Source organism: Pigmentiphaga soli, assembly GCF_039541095.1.
Classification (GTDB): domain Bacteria; phylum Pseudomonadota; class Gammaproteobacteria; order Burkholderiales; family Burkholderiaceae_B; genus Pigmentiphaga; species Pigmentiphaga soli.
This window is the reverse complement of record NZ_BAABFO010000021.1, coordinates 1-22720: the sequence shown is the minus strand read 5'-3', so window position 1 is coordinate 22720 and position 22720 is coordinate 1. Positions and strand designations below refer to the sequence as shown.

Below are 22720 nucleotides of genomic sequence, written 5' to 3'. Positions count from 1 at the left end.
TCCGAACATCTCGTTTTGGCAAAAGAAACTGCCTACCCCTGGCTGCGGGATGCGGGTTTCATTGCGGGGCGAATCCCATTTTCTTGAGTAGCGGGATCGAGGCTTTTATTTCTTCGGCCAGCCGCGCCTTGAGCACGTCGGACCTGACCAGCGGCACATCGGGCAAGTCGTAGCCCATCTCGGTCATTTTTGCGCGCAGTTCCGGATTGCTCATGACGTTGTTCAGCGCCGTATGGAGGCGCTCGGCAACTGCGGGCTCCAGCCCGGCCGGCGCGACCAGCATCGACCATGACGTGACGTCGTAGCCCCGGAGGCCGAGCTCGGCCAGCGTGGGAATGTCCGGAAACAGGGCAGACCGCTTCGCGCCCGTCACGGCAAGCGGTTTTACCTTGCCCGCCTTGGCTTGGGAAAAGATCATGGGAATATTGAAGAAGCCCATGTCCACGTCGCCGCTCATGACGGCGTTCAGGGCTTGCGGGGCGCCGGTGTACGGGACGTGCAGCATCGGGGTGGTGTAGTACCCCACCGCGGCGCCCGCGGTGTGCAGGCTGGAACCCACGCCGCTCGACGAGTAGCGGAAAGTCTCCGGCGGCCTGGACCTGATCGCGTCGAGCAGTTGGGCGCCGGTGTTGTAAGGCGATGTGTTTTTCACCACCCACAGATTCTGCATGTCGATCATTTCGCCGATCAGCGTGAAATCCTTGAGCGGCTCGTAAGACAGCGATTTGTAGAGCGCCTGGTTGTCGACCAACGTGCCACGCCCGCCGCTGCCGATCGTGTAGCCGTCCGGTTTGGCGCGGGCGGTCAGGTCGATGGCGATGGTGCCGCCGGCGCCGGGCCGGTTTTCCACAACGACAGGCACGCCGAGTTCCTTGGATAGCTCGGCGCAGATCAGCCTCGCGGAGATATCGGCCGCGGAGCCCGCGGCTGTCACCGCGATGTAGTGGATGGGGTGATCGGGGTAGGCCGCTACGGCGATCGAAGGCCACGCGGCAACGCCGAGGGAAGAAATCAAGGCGCAGGCAAGCGCCCTGCGCGGGGACAGGTGAGGCATGATGCTTGTCTCCTCTGATAAAGCTTATGTTTTGAATCCATACTTCAGAGCACGAACAGTGGCGGTATCTCCTTGACGTCCGCGATTTCCGGCAACGACCACATCCGGCGCAGCGCCTCTTTCGCCCGCTGCTCGCCGATCAGGTCCTGGGCCAGGGACATGAACTTGGCCTCTATCCCGGCGGCCGATTTTTCCTTCCCCATGTCTTCTCCGTCCGGCCCGCCGGCTTCACCGACGACGACGCTTCCCGATCTGGTGTGCACCGTTACCCGCGTGTAGTGCCAGCGCGGATGCGCCTCATAGGCCTTGCTGAACTCATCATTGGCCCGGACTTCGATCCTGGGCAGCAATGCGCGGATATCCGCTCCCCAGAGACGATCCTCTTTGAACTGCCGCTGCCCGACCGTGCCATCGCACAGGGCCGCGGCGACCACATAGGGGATGCTGTGGTCGGCGCTTTCGCTGCTGCCCGGATTCCAGCGGTTTTCGCCGGTGCCGACCGTATTCTTGGCATAGCCGTAGGTTTCGACGATCACCCGCTCCACGTCCGGCGCCCGCACCTTGCGGGCCGCGTCCTCGGCCGCGAAAATCGATGAAATCGTCACGGCGCAGGACGCGCGCGGCTTGATGAGCGCATCCCGGATCCGATAGGGACCGGTCCGCGGGTCGAGTCCGCCGACTTCGTATTCGTTGCGCGCGACAGTCCGGTTCCAGCCGCCCGCGCCCTCGAACGGCAGGGACGGACCCTCCATGCCCGCCTTGGCCATCAAGGCGGCCGACACGCCGGCCTTGCCGCTCTGCCCCGCGGCCGCCGCCTTCCACATGGTCATGTGATCGCGGCGAGTCTGAATGATCGCGTTGTTGGCCACCGCGCAGATCGACACGGCATGCTTCAATTGCGGCAAGGTCAGGCCGAGCACGCGCCCTGCACCCGCCGCGACGCCGATGCCGGCCAGCACGCTCTGGTCGAACCCGGTGATCTGCGCGGCGTCGGAGATATTGAGATAAACCTCATAGGCGATGACGACCGCCGTCAGGAATTCCTTGCCGTCGGCGCCGGCATGTTCGGCGGCCGCGAGAATCGGCAAGATGACATCGCTGGGATGCGCCCCGCCGCCTGCGCGCGACATGTATACGTCGTTCCACTCGGCTTGCCGCGAGGTCGTCGAATTGACGAAGGCGGCCGCCTCCGGGCTGGTGCGCTCGCGGGTACCGATGATCGCGCAACGGCCGCCCGGGGCAAGCGACGCCGCATAGGCGCGCGCCGCATGGGCCGTCTCCGAGAAAAATCCCGCATAGGACGCCGCGAAAGTATCGATGATGCGGGCCTTTGCCGCTTCCACGTCGCCGGCGGCGAGATGCTCGAACGCCAGGTCCGAGGCGAACCGGGCGATCCGGTCCTGCAGAACATCGCTTTGCCCCGATGCCGAAGTATTGCTCATGGTGACCACTCCGCATCCTCCCGCGGCACTGCGCCGCGGCATCGCACGAGATCATTTCGATTCCGGTTTGCCCTGCACCACGACGCCTTCGCCCGCGCGCTTTTCCAGGAACTCGACGATCCGCATGGTTTCCTTGTCGTAGCCGCCGGCGATCGCATCGGCGAAGACCTGCAGCGCGCGCGGCGCCATATAAGGCGCGATACCCAGCTTCTCCGCCTGCTTGATGTACAGCCCCAGATCCTTGGTGCCGATCTTGATGTTGCCGCCGAACCTGCGCGTCAGGATGCTGTCGGGAATCTTCTGCATGGTCGCCACGTTGCGGCCGGTGCTCACATTGATGAAATCGAGCAGGACTTCGACATCCAGGCCGGCCTTGGCGCCCAGCACCATGCCTTCGAACGCGGCGATCGTCCCGGTGGTGGAAAGCATGTTGTTGATGAGCTTGGCAACTTGGGCGGGCCCAGGCTCGTCGGCAACGCGGAAGACATTCCTGGCGAAAGTCTCCAGCGCCGGCCTGGACCGCTCCAGCGACGCCGGATCGCCGCTGGCCACGACCGACAAGGTCCCCTGGGCGGCGCCCGCGACTCCCCCGCTGATCGGCGCATCGACGAGGCTGATGCGGCTGCCGGAAAATCCCTGGGCCAGCTCGGCCATGTAATCCGGGCCTATGGTCGAACATTCGAGATAGACGGAAATCGCCTTGCCATGAATGACGCCGTCATCGCCCAATGCAACCGCCTTGCTCGCCTGCGGCGAGGGCACGCAGGCAAAGACGATCTCGGCGCGGTCGGCGACTTCCCGGGGCGACGAGGCGATATGCGCGCCATGCTCCCGGAAACCTTCCATGGCCTGCGCCACGACGTCGAACACTGCCAGTTCGAAGCCTGCTTCCCGGATATGCGCCGCCATGGGCCCGCCCATGCGGCCCAAGCCGATAAAACCGATTCGATCCGCCATCCTTTTCCCCATGAGCGGCCTGACGCGCAAGCATCCGGCCCGGTGGTCGTCATCCAGCGAATTGCGGCTCTTCCATTCCAGGCACGTCGACCCGGGTGTGGAAAAGGCATCCCGCCAGCGGCTGCTGCGCCAGTTCCTCCGGCTTCAGCCCGTGGCGCATCGACGTGATGAAAAGCGTGGACAAGTCCTTGCCGCCGAACATCACGCTGGACGGCCGCGTCACGGGCAGCTCTATGGCGCGGATCTGGCGGCCGCGCGGATCGAACTGGACGACCCGCCCCGCCCCGATCTCGGCGATCCACAGATTGCCTTCGGCGTCGGTCGTGCCGCCATCGGGATTGCCGGGGCGGCCCGTGAAGTCGATGAAGACCCGCTGATTCCTGATATCGCCTTTGTCGATGTCGAAGTCGTAGGCGAAGACCACCTTGGACCGGGAATCGTGGTGGTACATGGTGCGATCGTCGGGGCTGAACGAGATGCCGTTGGAGACCACGAGACCGCTCGCCATGCGGGTCACCGCCAGATCGGGATCGATCCGGTACAGCGAGCCGTTGCGCTCCTTCATTCTGGGGTCCATGGTCCCGATCCAGAAGCGCCCGGCCCGATCGCAAATGCCGTCGTTGAAGCGCTCGCGGGAGAAATCGAGCCCCGTTGCTTCGAAGGGATCGCTTTTTCCCGTTGCCGGATCGAGCATGGCCAGGCCGTTGCGATAGGCCATCAGCATGCCCCCGCCCCGGCGAAACGCGTAGGCGCTGGGATAGTGCGGCAAGGGCAGGATGCCGGCTTCGGCCCCGGGGCCCGGATCGCGATGGAAAAGCTTTTTCTGATCGCAGTCCACCCACCAGATGTGGCCGCCTTGCGCATCCCAGACAGGCCCTTCGCCCAGGACGGCGACAGGCTCGGAATAATGCTGAAGTGTCATGGCCGGCCCTCCGCTCAGCTCGTGGGGGAACGCGTATCGGGTTCGAATCTCGGTATCTTGTAGCCATCCGGATGCTCGCCGTATACGACGCGCACCGGACAATCGAGCTTCAATTGCCCCACCATGGACGTATCCATGCTGGCGATCAATATCTCGCCTTCTTCCAGCATCGCCGCCACGATGGTGGTCGGCACGGGATAGGCAGGCAGGTATTGCCGGTGGTAGGTAATCCACGACAGGGCCTTGGCCTTGCCCGAAATCGGTTCCCAGCTGAACTTCGTGGACAGGCATTTGGCGCAGCACGCGGCGGGCGGATAGCGATACGCGGCGCAGTCGCCGCATCGCTGGATGCGCATCCTGCCGTTTGCGATGCTTTCCCACATCGTCTGGTCGAACATGGAGTACAGGCGCGGTCCGGGCATCAGTCGGCTCCGTAAATGATCGAGTACACCCTGCCGACGACGTCGGAGATGTACTGGATGTTGCGGCAATTCGGCACGTTCAGGCCGGCTTCGCCGCGCAGCTGGCGAACCGCTTCGATCTGATGCGCCCAGCCCTGCATATAGCTTTCCGAAAGATGGCCGCCATGGGTGTTGATCGGCAGCTTGCCGCCGGGGCCGATGCCGGTCTCGCGCATGAAAGCGCCGCTTTCGCCGATGCCGCAGAAGCCGAATCCTTCCAGGGCGAAAGGAATGTGGCAGCTGAAGCTGTCATAGACGAGCACGGCATCCATATCCCGGGGGCCGAGCCCGACGGCGTCGTAGACGAGCTTCGACACCACCGTGTGCCCGCTGTGGTAGAAGTCCAGCAGGCGTGGCCGCAATGTGGTCGACCCCTCGTGCAGGTCGTAGCGCGCCGCCGTCTTGATGGCGACGGGCTTGCGCCCCTGCCTTTTGGCACGCGACTTTTCCATGACGATCAAGGCCACGCCGCCATCGTTGATCAGGCAGTAGTCGTGCAGGTGCAGGGGCTCGGCGATGTAGCGCGAAGCCAGGTAGTCGTCGAGGCTGAGCGGCCGGTCTTTCATGATCGCCGCCGGATTGTGCGAGGCCCATGCTCGCTGGCCCACGGCAACCTGGCCCAGATCGCGTTCGGTCGACCCGGTCAGCTCCATGTACCGGCGCTGCATCAGGGCGTACAAGGCGCCTTGGGAAGTCAGGCCGAAGGGCGAATGGTAGACATAGGAAAGATTGGCGTCTCCCCCCATGGCCTGCGGCCCGCCGTACTGGGTCTTCGCCGATTGCTGGTCGTTGCCATAAACGAGGGCGACGACTTCGCACAGCCCGCAGCGGATGGCCATCATTGCCGCCACGACCGCCTGGCTGGAATCGGCCTGCATGCCCCAGCGCGGCACGATGCCGAAGACCTCGCTCGATCGTTCGTAGGACATGGGCCCGCCGACGATCAGGCCATCGACCTCGGATTTGCCGATGCCCGCGTCGTCCAGGGCACGCTTGAACGAGATGGCGGCGTAACCGTAGGAGTCGGTGGGTTTGCCCCCTTGCCGGACGGCGGCGTGGTCCGCCCGCCAATCGCTGTGGCCGATGCCCACCACGGCCGAGATGCCGTTCAGCGCCCCGTCGTGTGCCGCCGATAGATTTCGTTCCGTCACGGTCGCTACTCCAAGACGCCGGCTTCGCGCAGCCCAGCGATTTCGCCGTCGTTCATGCCGAGCATGTTTTTCAGGACGTAGTCGGTGTGCTCGCCCAGCAGCGGCGCGCAGGCAATGCGGGCCGGGGTCCTGGACAGCCTGCTTGGGGAACCGTTGTAGACCACGGGCCCCATGACGGGGTGCTCGACGGTCACGAAGTTTTCCCGGGCGGCGATCTGTTCGTCATGCTCGACCAGATCGCGCGCGTTCTGGACCACCCCCGCGGGCACGCCGTTCTCTTGCAGTTGCTTCATGAGCTCGAAGGCATCGTGCCGCCTGGTCCATGCCATCAGCATCGGTTTGAGCCTGGCCTTGCCTGCCAGGCGGCCGGCGTTCCCGGCAAACGAGGCATCGCGGCTGAAGGGCTCGGATGCGGCAAGGCGGCACAGCGCCTGCCATTGCTCGTCCTGCCGGATGGAAATCGCCAGCCATCTGTCGTTGGCGCAGGAGAAAAGCCCGTAGGGGAAGAAGTCTTCGCTCTCGTTGCCCATGACCCTGGGGTTCTTGCGCGTCATGCTGTAGCCGACGATGCTGGGGCCGAGCAGATTCATGGTCGATTCCAGCTGCGCCACCTCGATGTACTGTCCCAGGCCGGTACGCCGGCGATGGATCAGCGCGCCCATCAGGGCGACCAGCCCGTGGCCCGGGTTGACCGAATGGTCCGGATAGTTGGTGCCCGGGCCGACGAGCACGCCGTCGTCGTAGCCCGTCACGCCATAGAGGCCGGACAGGACGTTGAGCGTATGGCCGACGCCGCTATAGGTTCCCTGGGGGCCGCCGGAACCCTGCAAGGGCATGGCCATGTAGATGAGGTCGTGCCTCAGTTGGCTGAGCGTGTCGTAGCCGACGCCGAGGCGTTCGAGAACCCCCGCGCGAAAGTTGTTCGTGACGACATCGCAACTGGGAACCAGCCTCTTGATGATCGCGATGGCCTCGGGCTTCTTGAGGTTCAGCGTCAGGCTCAGCTTGCCGGAGTTGCGGTTCGTGAAATACCCGCTCCGGTCGGGATCCTTGATCCCGCCGGCATAAGGCCCCATGGTGCGGGGAAAATCCGGATGGGTCCGGCTTTCGATCTTGATGACTTCGGCGCCGTAGTCGGCCATGGCTTTCGTCGCGAACGGCCCGGCGCCGCCGATCGTGAAATCCAGCACGCGCAGGCCATTCAAGGGGAGCGGGCCGTAGTCCTTGGCCCGGGCCGGATGTTTCATCTGGGCATTCATCGCAGCTCCTCGAATATTGCCGCGTTGTCCTCGCCCGGCGGCCTGACCGGCCCGGGCTGGCGGCGCGGGGTTTCCGACAATCTGAAGGCAGGGCCGGGCCAGGTCGCCGGCTTCCCGCCGATAGGCTGGTCGACGAACCAGTCGAGGAACTTGAGCTGCGGATTGTTGAACAGATCGCCTATCTCGCTCATGGGCGCGGAAAGCACGTTGGCGCCCTGCAGTTCGTTGTAGTTCTGGTATTTGCTCTTGTTCTTCGTGAACTCGCCGACGATGCGCCTGACGATGTCGCGGGCTTCGGCCGTGCGGCGGAAGACCGGATCCTGCCACTTGGGATCGTCGAGGTCCGCCGCTTGTGCGACTCCGGCGCGCTTGAGCACCTTGACCAGGTTGAACCAGCTGCGGGTGATCATGTTCATGTTGGCGTAGACGAAGATCTCGCCATCGGTGGCCGGGAACATGCCTATGCCGGCTTCGTCGTTGCGCGGCAAACGCTCGCGTACCCTGCCTTCGATCGTATAGACCTGAATGGCGCTTTCCAGGGTGTGCGCGATCGCCTCGTGGACGGAAACGTCGACATACTGCCCTTCTCCGCTCGCAAGCGCATGCCACAGGGCAATGAGTATGCCGGAGGCCGCGTGCAGGCCCGCGATGAAGCAGGATTGCTCGCCGAACAGCTTGAGCGGCTCGCGTTCCGGCAAACCGCTCAGGTTCATGAAGCCGCCCATCGCCTGGCTTATCAGGTCGTCGGCCTTCCACTTGCTGCGCGGCCCCGTAGAGCCAAAGGGCGTGATCGACGACCACACCAGGCCGGGCTTGTCCGGGCCCAGGTCCTCGTAAGACAGGCCCAGGGCGGCCAGGCGGCCGGGCATTTCGCTTTCGACCACGATGTCGGCCGAAGCGACCAGCTTCCTGAAAAGGGCGGCGCCTTCGGCGCTGTCGAGATCCAGCGTCACGGATCGCTTGTTGGTGTTCATGAAAGCGTAGAACGCGCTGATGCCGGTCTCTTCGTCGACCGGCCGGACCTTGCGCATCGGGTCGCCGCCCGGGGGTTCGATGCGGATTACCTCCGCTCCCAGGTCGCAGAGCACTTTGGTGGCATAGACCGCATTGGTATCGGCCATGTCGATGACGCGTATCCCTTCCAGGGCACCGGGCGTCAGGGTATCTTCGTTCATGGCAATCATTCCTCCAGTTCGAACCAGATGTCCGACCACTCGCCGGCCGGATCATCCCTGAACACCACGCGGCAGCGGGCGCCTATCAAGGCCAGGCTTCCCGCCGGGTCGGTATTCGCGTTGCGCAGATATCCTCCCGTTGCGGTGCTGGCCCCGTCGAGCTGCACGAAAGCCACGATGTAAGGCGGCGTCGGCCCGCCCCACTTGGTGTGCGAAATCGTGAAAGTGCGTATGGTTCCGCCCGGGCCGACCTCAACGAACTCGTTGGCGTCGCGATAGCTGACTTCGCAATAGCTTTGCGGCGGGAATATCACCCGGTCGCCGCCTGCCACGCGCGTGCCCAATAGCCGCTTTTCCTTGAAAGCGTCGAACATGCGCTCGATCGCGGGATCGGCGCGGTAGCGCTGCGGAACATCCCACTGCGCATCGACGAACACGATGCCTTCCGGGTCCGGCTGTTTCTTTCGGGCCGGAGATGGACTGGTGCTTGCTTTGGTCTCGGTCATGATGCTTGCAACACCCCCACTTCGTGCGTCTGGAATGCGCCGGCGATGGCCGAAACGGCGGCATATGGCGTCGTCACCCGGACCTGGCGCGCTCCGGCTTCGCCGCGCAATTGCAAGACACTTTCTATGACGCGGATCAGGCCCGTCGAACTGATCGGGCTGCCGCAGCTGGCTCCGCCGGAAGGATTGACGGCAAGAGCGGAATCGCGATGGAAATGACCATCCCGGATCAGTTCGGCGGCATTGCCGCCCTTGTTGAGGCGCAAGGCCTCGATGCTCAGCAATTCGAGTATGCCGAAGGAGGCATAGACTTCGGCCAGCCCGATCTGTTGCGCGGGGTCCGTGACGCCCGCCATCGCATAGGCGCGGCGGGCGGCTTCGGCCAGGTCGGAGGCGTCGAAATAGGCGCTGTTCTCGGGCACCATGCGCGACCCCACGAACCGGCCGCCGGCATAGGATCCGAAGCCGGTTGCCGCGACCGGGCGGCGCGCGGGCTGAATGTTTTCGTCGCCGATCAGGATCGCGGCCGCGCCGCTGGAACGCGGCGAGCTGTCCATCCGCTTGATCGGCCAGGCAAGCACGGGCGATTCCAATACATCGTCGATCGTGATGGCCTGCCGCAGCTGCGCGTATTCGTTGAGCACGCCATTGCCGCGATTCTTGACGATCACGCCCGCCATGACGGCCTCGTCGAGCTCGTGCCTGGCCATGTAGACCGCCATCTGCGTGGCTGCCGACACGATGGCGTTGCGTACCACCTGCTTGTCGGTGAAGGGATCGTGCAGTTGGCCCAGCGCCCCGGTAAGACTAGGCACTTCGTCGGCCAGATCGGCCGCGACGATCAGCACCCGCTTCTTGCGCCCCGAGGCGACATACCCGCTGGCCAGGCGGAATGCGGTCAGGCCCGACGCCGCCAGCACATGGACCCGCCCCAGAAAGTTCTGCGCTCCCGGCAGGCCCTCGATGCCCCAGTATTGGGGCTCGTCCAGACCCAGCGGCGTGGTCGGCGACATGGCCAGAATCAGGCCGTCCACGTCGCGGGCCTCGACCCCGGCATCGGCGATCGCCTTGAAAGCGACATGGGAAAGCAGGTCTGCGTAGGTGTAGTCCGGAAGACGCGTGCGCATCGGGACCTGGGCCACACCCAGGATATGAGCGAGCGGGCGTGTCATTGCGCAACCTCCGCCTGCAGGCTGATCGCGGTGACATGCTGGCCCAGAGGCCCCGTGAGATCCACCACCAGGCCTTGCGCGCCCTTTCCGCCCGCGACCAGCCGCCGGCTCGTTTCGGCGACCCCGTAGAGCGCCGTTGCCTGGCCGAAATGCGCCGCGGCCCCGCCCCCGGAAGGATTGAATTCTTTCTGGGCCATGCTCTTGAACCCGAAAGGCGAGAGCGCGCGGATCTCTGCGATCGGCGTAGGCGCGGCCGCCTCGACGACGGCATACGTGTCTTTGCGCGCGCAAGCCCCGGACAGCGCCGATACCGCTTCCCCGACCCACTTGGCCGGATCGAGGCTGTCGTCTTCGGGAGAATAGCCACGCGAAACGCTCGCGAAGTCACGCACCCGCACCCCCCGCCTGGCGTCGCTGGCCGGCCGCAGCACGATTGCCGCCACGCCATCGCAAAAACCCGTTCTTGCCCAATCCGGGACGGCGCTCGCGCCGGCCGCGGCTGCCTTTCCCCAGGCGCGCATGGACATCTCTTGCACATAGGCCCGCAGCGCCGTTTCGTCCAGGCCGGACAGCACGCCGAGTTCATTGGCCTGCAAGGCAGCCACCACCGCAGGCGAAGCGCCGATCGGCCGCGCATGGAAGGGATCGGCCTGATTGCGCCGGGGATCGAAGCCGCCGTATCTGGTGGCCGCTCCCCAGCCCACCAGAAGCACGTTTTCCGCGCCTTGCGATTCGATCTGGGTAGCGGCCGCCGCCAGGCCATGGCCCGCGCTCGAGGGCACGTTCATATAGCGCCGGCCGTAGCTGCCGGCGACTTCGGCGCCGCTGGCCACCATGAGGCCATCCAGCGTGTCGCCGGCAACGGTGACGACGGAATCGATGTCCTGTATGGACATTCCACTTTCGTCCAGCGCGGTCAGCACCGCCTGCCTGATGACCACATCCATCCGGTCGTCGAAAGGCTGCCCGAGCCGGCAACCGCATCCGACGATCATTGCGCCGGGCTTCATCAGGCGGCCCTCCCGATGTCGGCCGGTTCGAACCACAGATCCACGCCCGTGCCGGCAGACTGCCCGTCGGCAAACCTGGCCGACAGGCGCAGCCCGCGCCGGCCCTGGACGCCGTTCAATCTGAGCAGCGCGAAGACCGGCTTGCGGGCGCCGTCGATGAGCACTCGTCCGAGCGTGAAATCTTCCAGTACCGGCTCGCCCGACCCCGCGGTCCATTCCGATGGCGCGAAGGCCAGCAATTCAGCCCCGGGGCCGAGCTCGACCCATTCGCCTTCGGCCCCCACGTCACGAGGCGGAACGCTGACGCGCGACGGCACCTCCGTGCGCCAGCCGACCAGGCGCCCCTGCGTCCGCAGCGCGGTTATATAGTGGCTTCCAAGACGTCCGGCCGAATGCCGAAACACCGGGTTCCAACGCTCTTCGAGAATTCGCCCCTGCTCGCTCACCGATTTTCTCCTCAGGAATGACAGTGCCCTACCGGCCCTGAAAGCGGGGCTTGCGCTTTTCCATAAACGCGGCCAGCCCTTCGGCCCTGTCGGCGGTATTGATCAGCGTGGCGCCGAGCTTCTGCTCCAGGTCGAGCGCGTCCGCCAGGGGCAACCCGGTGCCCATGCGCACGGCCTGCTTCAGCGTGGCAAGGCTGAGCGGCGCCCTGTCGGCGTATGCCGAGACCATGCGCAAGGCCTCGGCAAGCGCCTGGCCCTTGGCCGCCTTCCGATTGATCAGGCCGATGCGCCAGGCCTCTTCGACATCGATGGGCTCGGCGGAAAACAGGATTTCCAAAGCGCGCGCCATGCCCACGACGCGAGGCAGGCGCTGCGTGCCTCCGAAGCCGGGGATGGTTCCCAGGCGGGCGCTGGTGATGCCGAAGGTCGCCCCGGACCCCGCGACCCTCAAGTCGCAGCACAGCGCCAGCTCCAGGCCACCGGTCAGGCAATGGCCCTCGATGGCCGCCACGACCGGCAGTTTCAGGGTCTCCATCGTGTCGGTCATGCGCCGCAACGCGGCTTTCGCCTGTTCGCGCTCCTCGCCCGAACTGCGCGCGGCCTCTTTCAGATCCCGGCCCGCCGAGAAGAATTCCGGCCCGCCGGTCAGGATCACGCAGCGGATGTCGGCATCGGCCTGCGCCTCGATCAGCGCGTCGGTGACCTCGCGCATCATGAGGTGGCTGACCGCGTTGCGCTGCCCGGGCCGGTTGAACGTGATGATGCGCGACGCGCCGTCCGTGGCGACCAGTATCGTGGTGTGCGACATTGTCCGATCCCTGAATGCAGACGATGGCCGCCGTCAGCGTATCGCCGAGATGCCGGTGATCTCGCGCCCTTCGATCAGGGTCAGGATCTGGTTCGTGCCGTCGGGAATGGGCAGCATGCGGATGTCGCGATAGAGTTCTTCCAGGCCGAGCTCCGTGCTGATGCCCATCGCGCCGAAGACTTCCATGCAGAGCGAAACCGCCCTCGTGCAGGTGGCGATCGAATATCTCTTGGACATGGCGGAAAGGTGGACCTTGTCCGGCTCGTCGTTGTCGATGGCCTGCAGGGCCTTGTAGCAGAGCAGGCGGCTGGTCATGACCGCGGCCGCGGACTCGGCCAGCAGCTCCTGGACGAGCTGGAAGCCGCCGATCTTGCGGCCGAACATTTCCCGTTGGCCGGCATATTCCGTCGCGGCATCCAGCGCGCGCTGGGCCATGCCCACCGCGACCATGCCGAAGCCCGGACGCTGCAGCAGCCAGGTGTCCTGCAGCACCCGGGACGCCGTTCCTTCGCCGCCTATCACGTTCTTCGAAGGCACGCGGCAATTGTCGAAGATGGCCTCGCCCATCGCGCCTTGCCTGAGCCCCATGGTCGGGGTCTTGGAGGTGAAGAACGGCGACTCGCTCTGGTCGACGACCAGCCACAGCAGCCGGTTGTGGCCTTTTTCGTTCTTGCCGATCGAGGCCGCCGTCAGCATGATGTCGCAGTTGTAGGCCCCCGACACCCACATTTTGTGGCCGGTGACGAGCCAGTGGTCGCCGTCCTGCACGGCCCGGGTCTTGGCGCCGCGCGGGTCCGATCCCGATCCCGGCTCCGTCGTTCCCGACGCGCCCAGGATATCGCCGGCGATCAAGCCGGGCACATAGCGCTCGATCTGCTCTTCATTGCCGCCCATGCAGATGCGCAGCGCCGGCCCTTCCTGCCCGGCTATCCCGAAGGCAACCGAGGCCGGCATCATTTCGCGGATCAAGCCGTATTCCAGGGCGGACATGCCATTGCCGCCATGCCGCTCCGGGATGCGGACCGACGTCAGCCCCTGCGCCGCCGCGACCTTGACGAGCGCGCGCCGCTCTTCTTTGGGAAGAGGCTTGGCGGGATCGTTTCGCTTGAAGATGGGAATGATTTTTTTATCGACGACGGCCCTGACCGACTCTTGAAGCAGTCTTTGTTCACTGGTGAGTCTGAAATCCACGATGTCTCCTCTCTAGGTCGAAAGCTTGACCGTCGCTATCGCTTGCCAGCGAGTTTGTTATAACATTATAATAAGCGGAAATCGACTGTCAAGACATCGGTACAAACTTGGCTCGCCGAGGGGACACGGATGATGACCAAAGCAACGGCGCTCGAAGGCGTGGTCGTGATCGAAGCAGGCGGACGCGGCGCCGTTGCCGTGTGCGGCTCGCTTCTGGCGCAGATGGGCGCCACGGTCGTCGCGATCGAAACGCCGGGGCATTCGCCCAAGGCGGCCCATAGAGCGCACTACATGGCCGGCAAGCTGAGCTGGCGGCCGGATGGCGGCGACGCCAGGGACCGGGACATGCTGGCGCGCCTGCTCGCGCAAAGCGACATCGTTCTTGCCTCGAGCGATATCGACCCGGCCTGGCTGGCGCCGGACATGGCGCATCCCCGCAACGTCGTCTGCGACATCACGGCTCTTGGCCGGAATGCGGCATCGACGGACCATCCCTTGAGCGAAATGGAAGTGCAGGCCCTGTCGGGCATCATGGATACGACGGGCTTCCCTGAAGAAGACCCGGTGCCGATCCGCGTTCCCATCGTCGACGCCATGACCGGCGGCTACGCGGCCAGCGCGGTGCTTGCCGCGCACCGGATGCGGCGCCGGCAGGGTTCGGGCCAGGTGATCGACATAGCCATGTTCGACGCCGCGTTCGTCGCGCTGCGCTCCTTCCTCACTTCGGTGCTGACCAGCGCAGGCGGCGACCCTTCGCGCCTGGGCAACCGCCATCCCACCGTCCGGCCCTGGAATCTCTATCGGACGACCGACGGCTACGTCCTCATCTGCGCGGGCAACACCTACGCCATGTTCGAGCGCCTTTGCCGATTGATCGGCCGCGCCGATATCGCGCCGAAATATTCCACGATGAAATCCCGCGTGGCCGGAACCCCCGAGATCGACCCCGCCATCGAAGACTGGACGTCCCGGTTCAGTACGGCGGATTGCGTGGAAAGGCTGCTGGCGGTGGGCGTGGTCGCCGGGCCGCTCGTTCCGGTCGACGATTATCCACGCGAAGCCAATCTCGATTTCCGCGAAATGATCCTGCAAACCCGGGATCCCGTTTCCGGGCGGAGCCTGTTCGTTTCGGCTTCGCCGCTGCGCATGGACGCTACGCCCGGCGTGAACCTGCTGCGCATCCCGGGCATCGATGGCGATCGGGCCGAGGTCGAGCGCCTTTCGAGCCGGCTCGAGCCCGCGCCGGCTGCGGCTGCTTGCGCTTCCTCCGGCATGAAGCCGCTGGCAGGCGTCAGAATCGTCGAGTTCGGCCAATACACGACCGCGCCGTTGTGCGCGCGCGAACTCGCCCATCTGGGCGCGGAAGTGATCAAGGTGGAGCAACCCGCATCGGCGGAGCGGATCGACACGACCATAACGTTCCGGGCCACGAACGCCGGCAAGAAGATGCTGGCCATCGACTTGAAAAACGAGTCCGACGTAGAACTGCTGACGCGCCTGCTCGCAACGGCCGATGTGCTGCTGGAGAACCTGAAACCCGGAACCCTGGCCAAATTCGGGTTCACTCCGGAAGCGCTGCTGAAGATCAATCCGCGCCTGGTCTATTGCCCGGTCAGCGGCTTCGGCACGAAATCGCTTTATCCGACGCGCCCTGCCTTCGACATGGTCATCACCGCAATGGCCGGCTTCATGACCGTGCTCAGCGCCGATGGCAGGCCGCTGAAGTCGGGCATATCGACGGCCGATCTCATGGGGGCGATCATGGCCACCGCAGCCGTGCTCGCGGCGCTGGACCACGCGCAGCGCACGGGGGAAGGCCAGTTCATCGACCTTTCCATGCAGGATATCTGCGCCTGGCTGACGCAGACCGCCTGGAACAAGGCGCTGGACGGCCGCGTCGAGCCCGCGGTGATCAAGGCCTCCGACGGCTACGTTTTCGTTGAAGCCGGGCTGCCCGCCTTCCAGCAAGCCCGCGCGCGGTTTCCCGATCTGGTGCCGACGCAAGAGGCCGCGCTCGATCGCACGGTGGCCGACCTTACGGCGGCGCTGCCCCGCGCCGGGCTGCACGCGGTCCCGGTCCAGACCGTGCGCCAGGCCGCCATGATGCCCCACACGATCGAACGCAAGCTGTGGAGCCGAAAGCAGGAAGAAGGCATCACCGCCCCGATACTCGCCAGCCCCCTGCGCTTGCCGTCCACGCCCTCGAACATCGGGCGCCTGGCCTCGCCGATCGATCACGACCGTAAGGAAATCCTGGCGGAACTGGGATTGCCTCCGCCGATTGATCACTGATCACGCACGAGGGTGTTTCGCATTCAAACCAGAACACTGGAGACAGGAGAGCGGTCCATGAGCGATTTTGCCGACTATTCGACTCGCTATGAACGCGTCCGGATGCGCCGCGAGAATGGCATTCTCGAAATGGCCTTCCATACCAATGGCGGCCCGCTGCAATGGGGAAAGGCCGCGCACGAGGACCTGGAGCGCGCCTTCCTGGATGTCGGCCGCGACCGCGAGAACGAGGTCGTCATCCTGACCGGAACCGGGGACGAGTATTGCGGCCCTGCCGTGCAGCCCGGCGGCCAGGGCGGCCACCACAACCCCCGCAATCCGGTGACGGCGGAAGAATGGGACAAGCTGTGGTACTGGGAGGGCAAGCACCTCCTGATGAACCTGCTGAACATCGAAGTACCCGTGATCGCGGCGATCAACGGGCCGGCGGTCCGCCATCCGGAAATACCGCTGCTGTCCGACATCGTATTGGCCTCGGAGAACGCAACCATCCAGGATTCGGCCCACTTCAACGGCGGCCTCGTGCCCGGCGACGGCGTCCATGTCCTGTTCCCGCTGGTCATGGGAACGACCCGCGGCCGGTATTTTCTTCTGACGGGGCAGGTGCTCGATGCGAAGCAGGCGCTGGAGGTCGGGCTGGTGAACGAAGTCCTGCCCAAGGATCAATTGCTTGCCCGCGCCTGGGAATTGGCGCGGCAGCTGCGCGAGCGTCCTCCCCTGTTGCGGCGCTACACGCGCGTGATGCTCACCCAGGACCTGAAGCGCCGCATGCACGACCTGCTCGGCTATGGCCTCGCGATGGAAGGGCTGGCCGCCGTACAGAAGATATAGCGATGGCCCCGGCGATACTGAGCGGCGTCCTGGTATCCGAAATCGGCTTGCGCGGCGGCATTTCGGTGTGCGGCTCGCTGCTCGCCCAACTCGGCGCGACGGTCCTCTATTTCGAAACGCCGGGCGGGAAGGCCGGTGTCAGGACGCAATGCGCGGCCGGCAAACTCAGCCTCCTGTTGAAGGAAGACGGACATGACCGCGCGCTTCTCGAAGCGGCCGCGCTGCGCAGCGACGTCGTCCTGACATCGAGCGACATCGATCCGCCGCAATTCCACGTAAAGCACCCCGCCTCTCCCGCCAATATCGTTTGCGATCTCACGGCGACCGGGGCAACGGGGCCGATGCGAGGCCTGGGCCTGACGGAACTGCAAATCCAGGCGCTGTCCGGCATCATGGACACCACGGGTTTTCCGGACGGACCGCCCGTCGCCTGTTCGATCCCCATCACGGACATACTTGCCGGCACCTATTGCGCGGCCGCGGTGCTGGCGGCGCTTCGGGTGCGCCGGCTCCAAGGGATCGGGCAGACGATAGACATGGCCTTGCTCGATTGCGCGTTTGCGGCACTGGGCCCCTTTCTTTCGTCCGTGCTGACCACCGCACAGGGCGGCAAATCGCGGCTGGGGAACCGGCACCCCACGGTTGCGCCCTGGAATCTTTACCGCTCCCGTGACGGCTGGGTGCTCATCTGCGTGGGCAATAAAGGGCAATGGGAGCGGCTATGCGCCCTGATGGATCGGGCCGAACTGTCCACCCGGTTCGCCACGCAGGCGCAGCGCATGGAGAACGTTTCCATCATCGACGAGCACATCGGGCAATGGACGCGGCAGCACACCACCGCCGGCTGTATCGCCCGGCTCGTCGAGGCCGCCGTGCCGTGCGGGCCGATCGCTCCCATGGACTCGCATCCGCGTGAAGACAACCTCGCATACCGCGGGATGATCCGGAAAACACGCGATAACGCGTCCGGCGAAGAGGTGTTCGTTCCAGGATCGCCCTTGAGGATGAGCCTGACTCCGGGTTCGGCCCCGGGCGCCATTCCCGCGCCGGACCAGGACCGGCGCCAGATCGAGCGGCTCATTCCGGATCGCCCGCCTGGCGGGCCCGCGCCGGATCCGGCAAGATTGAAACCCGCGCTCGAAGGCATCCGCATCATCGAGATCGGCCAATACACCACCGCGCCGCTTTGCGCGCGGCAACTGGCTCACCTGGGCGCCGAGGTCATCAAGGTGGAACAGCCGGGGGGCGACGAATCGCGCACCTGGGTGCCCCACCTGGGCGGCCGGTCCGTCTCCTTCCAGTTGAACAATGCCGACAAGCGCAGCATCGTGCTGGATTTGCGCAGCGCCCAGGGCGTGGCCACGCTGCGCCAGTTGATCGGCACCGCCGATGCCCTGGTGGAAAACATGAAGCCGGGAACCCTGGCGAAGTTCGGTCTGTCGCCGGCGGAAATACTGCGGATCAATCCCCGCATCGTCTACTGCGCCATCTCGGGCTTTGGCGCGGACTCCCTTTACGCGAGACGACCGGCATTCGACATGGTGATCCAGGCCATGTCCGGCTTCATGGCATCGGTGAGCGACGGACCGGTGCCGCTGAAATCCGGAATCTCCACGGCGGACACGATGGGCGGCGAAATGGCCGTGGTCGCGGTGCTCGGCGCGCTGGAATTTCGCGACAAGACCGGCCTGGGCCAATATATCGATCTTTCCATGCAGGATATATGCGCCTGGCTGACCCATTCGGCCTGGAACGGCGCGCAAGCGCCATCCTCCGTTGGCCGGTTGATGGCCTGCAGCGACGGCTACCTGATGGTGTCCTCGTCCGCGGGCCACCTCGGGGATCCGGATTTCGGCGCCGAAATGAAGCGCCTCACGCGCGCCGAAGCCGCCGCCCGCCTGACGGCGCGCGGCCTGGATGCCGTGCCCGTCCTGAGCGTGCGCGAGTCGTCCCTATCGCCTCAGGTCCTGCACCGCCGGCTGTGGTTCACGATGCCGGACAAGGATGCGCAATGGCCCGTGCTGTCCAGCCCGATACGGCTGACCGCGACCCCTGCCCGCGTTTCCCGTCTGGCGCCGGCGGTGAACGCCGACGGAGACGATATCTTGAGCGGGATCGCTTCGCCGCGAACGCCCGTTCGAACACGGCAAAAAAACGCCCGGCCAAAGGCCGGGCATCCTTGACCGGGACGGCGCCCGGCCGGTACTGCGTGCGGATTACGAGTGGTAGGCCGACTCGCCGTGCGACGAGATGTCCAGGCCTTCGCGCTCTTCCTCTTCGGAAACCCGCAGGCCCAGCAGCGCGTCGGAGATCTTGTAGGCGATGAAGGCAACCACGCCCGACCACACGATGGTGACGATCACGCCCTTGAGCTGGATCCACACCTGCGCCAGGATCGGCGCCGAGCCGACGGTGCCGGCCACCCAGTCGGTGACCAGGCCGGGGCCGCCCAGCGACTGGGTATTGAACACGCCGGTCAGCAGCGCGCCCAGGATGCCGCCCACGCCGTGCACGCCGAACACGTCCAGCGAGTCGTCCGCGCCGAGGATCTTCTTGAGGCCGGTAACGCCCCAGAAGCACACCACGCCAGCCAGCACGCCGATCACGACCGCGCCCATCACGCCGACGTTGCCGGCGGCCGGGGTGATCGCCACCAGGCCGGCCACCACGCCCGAGGCGGCGCCCAGCATCGAGGGCTTGCCCTTGACGGCCCACTCGACGAAGGTCCACACCACCGCGGCGGCGGCCGTGGCCGACATCGTGTTGATGAAGGCCAGCGCGGCCGAGTTGTTGGCTTCCAGCGCCGAGCCGGCGTTGAAGCCGAACCAGCCCACCCACAGCAGCGAGGCGCCGATCATGGTCATGACCATGTTGTGCGGCTGCATCGCTTCCTTGCCGTAGCCGATCCGCTTGCCGATCACGTAGGCGCCGACCAGGCCGGCCACGCCGGCGTTGATGTGCACCACCGTGCCGCCCGCGAAGTCCAGCGCGCCCCACTGCCACAGCAGGCCGGCGGTGGAATTCAGCGCGTCGACCTTGGAGGCGTCGGTGTACGCATCCGGGCCGGGCCAGAACCAGACCATGTGCGCGACCGGGATGTAGGCGAACGTGAACCACAGCACCATGAACAGCAGCACGGCCGAGAAGCGGGCGCGTTCGGCGAACGAACCCACGATCAGCGCGCACGTGATGCCGGCGAAGGTGGCCTGGAAGGCGATGAAGGTGATTTCCGGCAGAGCGACGTCCTTGCTGAAGGTCGCGCCCGTGGAGAAGGCACCGGCCGCGGCGTCGAACACGCCTTTCAGGAACAGGCGATCGAAGCCGCCGAAGAAGGCGTTGCCTTCGGTGAAGGCCAGCGAATAGCCGTAGATGAACCACAGGACCACGATCAGCGAGAACGTGACCAGCACCTGCATCAGGATCGACAGCATGTTCTTGCTGCGGACCAGGCCGCCGTAGAACAGCGCCAGGCCCGGAACGGCCATCATCAGCACCAGCAGCGTGGATACGCTCATCCACGCGACGTCGCCTTTATCGATGGTGGGCGCGGCCAGGGCCGGCGCACCGTACATCAGGGCACCTGCGGAGAGCAGGCCCAGCAGGAGAGCAAAGCTTTTTTTCATTAGAATCCCCGGTCCTTATCAGAGAGCGTCTTTGCCGGTTTCACCCGTGCGGATGCGGATGACCTGCTCGAGCGGGAAAACGAAAATCTTGCCGTCGCCGATCTTGCCGGTCCGAGCGGAATTCTCGATGGCTTCCAGCGCGGCGTCCACCAGGTCGTCGTCGAGGGCGACCTCGACCTTGACCTTGGGCAGGAAATCGACCACATATTCGGCCCCCCGGTACAGCTCGGTATGGCCTTTCTGGCGTCCGAAGCCCTTGATCTCCGTAACGGTGATGCCCTGCACGCCGATGCCGGACAGGGCTTCCCGCACTTCGTCAAGCTTGAACGGCTTGATGATAGCTGTGATGAGTTTCATACGATCCCCACGATTGATGACGAGTCGGTACGTCTGCGGCCAAGCGGGCGCCCGCCCGCCCCGCCGCGGTCAGAACGATTTGCTCAGGCCGAGCACGGCGCCGAAGCGGCCGGCATCCTTGCCCTTGTTGGTGATAACCCAGTCCTTCTTGTTGGTGGTGACCAGCGACAGGCTGGCGGTCCAGCCGGACAGGTCCTTGGTCACGCCCAGCTTGTAGTCGACATAGCTGTTCAGGCCCGCCGGGTCGTTCTTGAGCTTCTGGTAGCCGATGTGGCCGTTGACACCCCAGCCGTCCTGCAGCGGGAACGACGCCGACAGGTCGACGTAGTAGTTGTTCTTGCTGTCGGGCGTGCCGAAGAAATCGCTCACGCCGTGCGAATACTTCAGCGTGAAGGGGCCGTATCCCACCGCGCCGTACAGCTCGGTGTTGTAGATCGTCCCGCCCTTGAGCGAGGTCGAGCCCGGATAGTAGTAATACAGCGCCCCGACATCGAAGCTGAAATCCTGATAGCCGAACTTATAGCCGCCGTAGAAGTCCATTTCGATGTTGCTGCCCGAATACAGGCCGCTATCGACGTTGGAGTTCCAGTTGCCCAGGTAGAAGCCGGATTTGTGGGCAAAGTCGAAGCCGCCCTGGATCGCGGGCTTCAGGTTGGTCTGGCTGAAACCGCGGAACCGGTAGTCGCTGAACAGCCCGGCGTTGCCGGTGAAGGTGTAATCGGGTTCCGGGGCCGTCTGGGCCAGCACCGGCGAGGAAGCACACAAAGCCAGAGCGGAAGCAAGCAGGGTCTTTTTCATAGTTAGTTCCGAAACAGGGTTTTAGCGGCTTGGCGGTTTGTCCAGACGCGTGCGGCGGCTGGGAATATGTGCCGGAAAGCCTGAAACAGGCTCCAACTGTTACCGAGCATTTCCCGTGCCAGGTTACAGACCGGCTGCCGCACCAACGGCGGGCATGCGGGGCGCCCAAAATGGTGCGCCAGCGCGGGCCGCGGGCAGGCCCGCACCAATCGACGGCATTCCGGCAATGGCCGGAACGGCCGGGGACGCGTGCGCCCCGGCGGGCCGGACTACACTGGAGGCCGATCACCCCATTTGCTTTGGCGGAGAAACACCATGAATCAACGCAGCGCCTGGTTCGACGATCTGCAGAAAAACCTGTCCGACCTCATCGCGCGCAGCCCGGCCGCCGACATCGAACGCAACGTGCGCGGCTTCATGGGGCAGGCGTTCACCCGGCTCGACCTGGTCACCCGGGAGGAATTCGACATCCAGTCGGAACTGCTGACCCGCACCCGCGTCAAGGTGGATGCGCTGGAGCGGGAGTTGCGCGCGCTGGAGGCGCGGGTGGCGGCGCTGGAGGGGCGCGAAGCGGCGCCGGAATAATGGCCGCGCGCGGACAATTCCGTCCGGCCCCCGTCTAGCGGCGGCGGAGGGCGGCGCGCCATACTCGTGGCCCGTCCCCGAGTTCCGCCGCCCATGACGCTCGCCATCCTCGCCAGCTGCGCACTGACCGGCCTCGACGCGCCGCCCGTGCGTGTGGAAGTCCACCTGGCGCCGGGCCTGCCGGCCTTCCATGTGGTCGGGCTGCCCGATGCCGGAGTCCGCGAAAGCCGCGAGCGCGTGCGCGCGGCGCTGTCCACCGGCGGCTTCGATTTCCCGGCCGGTCGCCTTACCGTCAACCTGGCGCCGGCCGGGCTGCCCAAGGAATCCGCCCGTTTCGACCTTCCCATCGCCATCGGCGTGCTGCTTGCCTCGGGCCAGATCGAGCTGCCCGGCTTCGCCGGCCGGCGCCGGGGTGACGATGCCGGCCCGCTTGCGCGGCTGGTGCTGGCCGGCGAACTATCGCTGACGGGCGCGCTGGTGCCGATCGCCGGCGCGCTGGCGATCGCGCTGTCGGTGGCCCGGCAACGGCCCGGGTCGGAACTGATCATGCCGTCGGCCAGCGCGGCCGAGGCCGCCCGCGTGCCCGGCGTGCGCGTGCTGGGCGCGGGTTCGCTGGCCGACGTGGTGGCCCACCTGGCGGGCACTGCCGCGCTGGCGCCGGCCCGGCCGGCGCCGGCCGC

General features: G+C 65.5%; 22 protein-coding genes. 5 read left to right on the top strand and 17 right to left on the bottom strand.

Going from position 1 to position 22720, the window contains the following annotated elements; all coding sequences use genetic code 11:
• Window positions 1-58 precede the first annotated feature (58 nt).
• Genes ABD927_RS18610 through ABD927_RS18545 form a run of 14 tightly spaced genes read right to left on the bottom strand, consistent with a single transcriptional unit; the run spans window position 59 to window position 13554 of the window.
• Entirely contained in the window at window positions 59-1054 is a 996-nt protein-coding gene (locus ABD927_RS18610; protein ID WP_345251342.1) for a Bug family tripartite tricarboxylate transporter substrate binding protein, read from the bottom strand.
• A gap of 44 nt (window positions 1055-1098) precedes the next feature.
• Complete coding sequence (locus tag ABD927_RS18605) at window positions 1099-2496, bottom strand: MmgE/PrpD family protein (RefSeq protein WP_345251341.1); 1398 nt, start codon at window positions 2494-2496, stop codon at window positions 1099-1101.
• Between the two features lie 51 nt (window positions 2497-2547).
• Window positions 2548-3453, bottom strand: a complete 906-nt coding sequence (locus ABD927_RS18600; RefSeq protein ID WP_345251340.1) for an NAD(P)-dependent oxidoreductase — start codon at window positions 3451-3453, stop codon at window positions 2548-2550.
• A gap of 49 nt (window positions 3454-3502) precedes the next feature.
• Entirely contained in the window at window positions 3503-4375 is an 873-nt protein-coding gene (locus ABD927_RS18595) for an SMP-30/gluconolactonase/LRE family protein (protein WP_345251339.1), read from the bottom strand.
• 14 nt (window positions 4376-4389) lie between these two features.
• Complete coding sequence (locus ABD927_RS18590) at window positions 4390-4797, bottom strand: Zn-ribbon domain-containing OB-fold protein (protein WP_345251338.1); 408 nt, start codon at window positions 4795-4797, stop codon at window positions 4390-4392.
• Entirely contained in the window at window positions 4797-5987 is a 1191-nt protein-coding gene (locus ABD927_RS18585) for a thiolase family protein (protein ID WP_345251337.1), read from the bottom strand. The genes ABD927_RS18590 and ABD927_RS18585 overlap by 1 nt, the downstream gene beginning before the upstream one ends.
• Window positions 5988-5992: 5 nt before the next feature.
• Window positions 5993-7246 carry a CaiB/BaiF CoA transferase family protein gene (locus ABD927_RS18580; protein WP_345251336.1) on the bottom strand — a complete coding sequence of 418 codons (1254 nt, stop codon included), beginning with the start codon at window positions 7244-7246 and terminating at the stop codon, window positions 5993-5995.
• Window positions 7243-8421, bottom strand: coding sequence for a CaiB/BaiF CoA transferase family protein (locus ABD927_RS18575; protein WP_345251335.1), 1179 nt, complete (start codon window positions 8419-8421; stop codon window positions 7243-7245). The genes ABD927_RS18580 and ABD927_RS18575 overlap by 4 nt, the downstream gene beginning before the upstream one ends.
• 5 nt (window positions 8422-8426) lie before the next feature.
• A complete protein-coding gene (locus tag ABD927_RS18570; RefSeq protein ID WP_345251334.1) occupies window positions 8427-8927 on the bottom strand; it encodes a Zn-ribbon domain-containing OB-fold protein in 501 nt (166 codons plus the stop codon).
• Window positions 8924-10099: a thiolase family protein gene (locus tag ABD927_RS18565; protein WP_345251333.1), complete on the bottom strand. Its 1176-nt coding sequence runs from the start codon at window positions 10097-10099 to the stop codon at window positions 8924-8926. The genes ABD927_RS18570 and ABD927_RS18565 overlap by 4 nt, the downstream gene beginning before the upstream one ends.
• Entirely contained in the window at window positions 10096-11109 is a 1014-nt protein-coding gene (locus ABD927_RS18560) for a beta-ketoacyl-[acyl-carrier-protein] synthase family protein (RefSeq protein ID WP_345251332.1), read from the bottom strand. Before ABD927_RS18560 ends, ABD927_RS18565 begins: the two co-directional genes overlap by 4 nt.
• Window positions 11109-11555: a hypothetical protein gene (locus ABD927_RS18555; protein ID WP_345251331.1), complete on the bottom strand. Its 447-nt coding sequence runs from the start codon at window positions 11553-11555 to the stop codon at window positions 11109-11111. Before ABD927_RS18555 ends, ABD927_RS18560 begins: the two co-directional genes overlap by 1 nt.
• 28 nt (window positions 11556-11583) lie before the next feature.
• Window positions 11584-12363: an enoyl-CoA hydratase/isomerase family protein gene (locus ABD927_RS18550; RefSeq protein ID WP_345251330.1), complete on the bottom strand. Its 780-nt coding sequence runs from the start codon at window positions 12361-12363 to the stop codon at window positions 11584-11586.
• A gap of 33 nt (window positions 12364-12396) precedes the next feature.
• Window positions 12397-13554, bottom strand: coding sequence for an acyl-CoA dehydrogenase family protein (locus ABD927_RS18545; protein ID WP_345251329.1), 1158 nt, complete (start codon window positions 13552-13554; stop codon window positions 12397-12399).
• A gap of 129 nt (window positions 13555-13683) precedes the next feature.
• Between ABD927_RS18545 and ABD927_RS18540 the strand changes: the two genes are divergently transcribed.
• From ABD927_RS18540 to ABD927_RS18530, 3 genes are read left to right on the top strand one after another with little or no spacing between them, the layout of a single operon-like run.
• Window positions 13684-15846: a CaiB/BaiF CoA transferase family protein gene (locus ABD927_RS18540; RefSeq protein WP_345251328.1), complete on the top strand. Its 2163-nt coding sequence runs from the start codon at window positions 13684-13686 to the stop codon at window positions 15844-15846.
• A gap of 57 nt (window positions 15847-15903) precedes the next feature.
• On the top strand, window positions 15904-16677 hold the full coding sequence (locus ABD927_RS18535) for an enoyl-CoA hydratase/isomerase family protein (RefSeq protein WP_345251327.1): 774 nt from the start codon (window positions 15904-15906) through the stop codon (window positions 16675-16677).
• A 2-nt stretch (window positions 16678-16679) separates the two neighbouring features.
• Window positions 16680-18860 carry a CaiB/BaiF CoA-transferase family protein gene (locus ABD927_RS18530; RefSeq protein WP_345251325.1) on the top strand — a complete coding sequence of 727 codons (2181 nt, stop codon included), beginning with the start codon at window positions 16680-16682 and terminating at the stop codon, window positions 18858-18860.
• A 33-nt stretch (window positions 18861-18893) separates the two neighbouring features.
• Here ABD927_RS18530 and ABD927_RS18525 read toward each other — a convergent pair whose 3' ends face one another.
• The 3 genes from ABD927_RS18525 to ABD927_RS18515 all read right to left on the bottom strand — a co-directional run bounded on the left by ABD927_RS18525 (window position 18894) and on the right by ABD927_RS18515 (window position 21455).
• Window positions 18894-20300, bottom strand: coding sequence for an ammonium transporter (locus tag ABD927_RS18525; RefSeq protein ID WP_425570304.1), 1407 nt, complete (start codon window positions 20298-20300; stop codon window positions 18894-18896).
• 18 nt (window positions 20301-20318) lie between these two features.
• Window positions 20319-20657: a P-II family nitrogen regulator gene (locus ABD927_RS18520; RefSeq protein ID WP_345251324.1), complete on the bottom strand. Its 339-nt coding sequence runs from the start codon at window positions 20655-20657 to the stop codon at window positions 20319-20321.
• A gap of 69 nt (window positions 20658-20726) precedes the next feature.
• Window positions 20727-21455 (bottom strand): TorF family putative porin, encoded by a 729-nt coding sequence (locus ABD927_RS18515; protein WP_345251323.1) that lies wholly within the window; start codon window positions 21453-21455, stop codon window positions 20727-20729.
• A gap of 315 nt (window positions 21456-21770) precedes the next feature.
• Here ABD927_RS18515 and ABD927_RS18510 point away from each other — a divergent pair, with 315 nt between their 5' ends.
• Both ABD927_RS18510 and ABD927_RS18505 read left to right on the top strand, forming a co-directional pair.
• On the top strand, window positions 21771-22040 hold the full coding sequence (locus ABD927_RS18510) for an accessory factor UbiK family protein (RefSeq protein WP_345251322.1): 270 nt from the start codon (window positions 21771-21773) through the stop codon (window positions 22038-22040).
• Between the two features lie 93 nt (window positions 22041-22133).
• Window positions 22134-22720, top strand: a 587-nt coding sequence (locus ABD927_RS18505; protein ID WP_345251321.1) for a magnesium chelatase domain-containing protein, incomplete at its 3' end; no start/stop codon positions are given.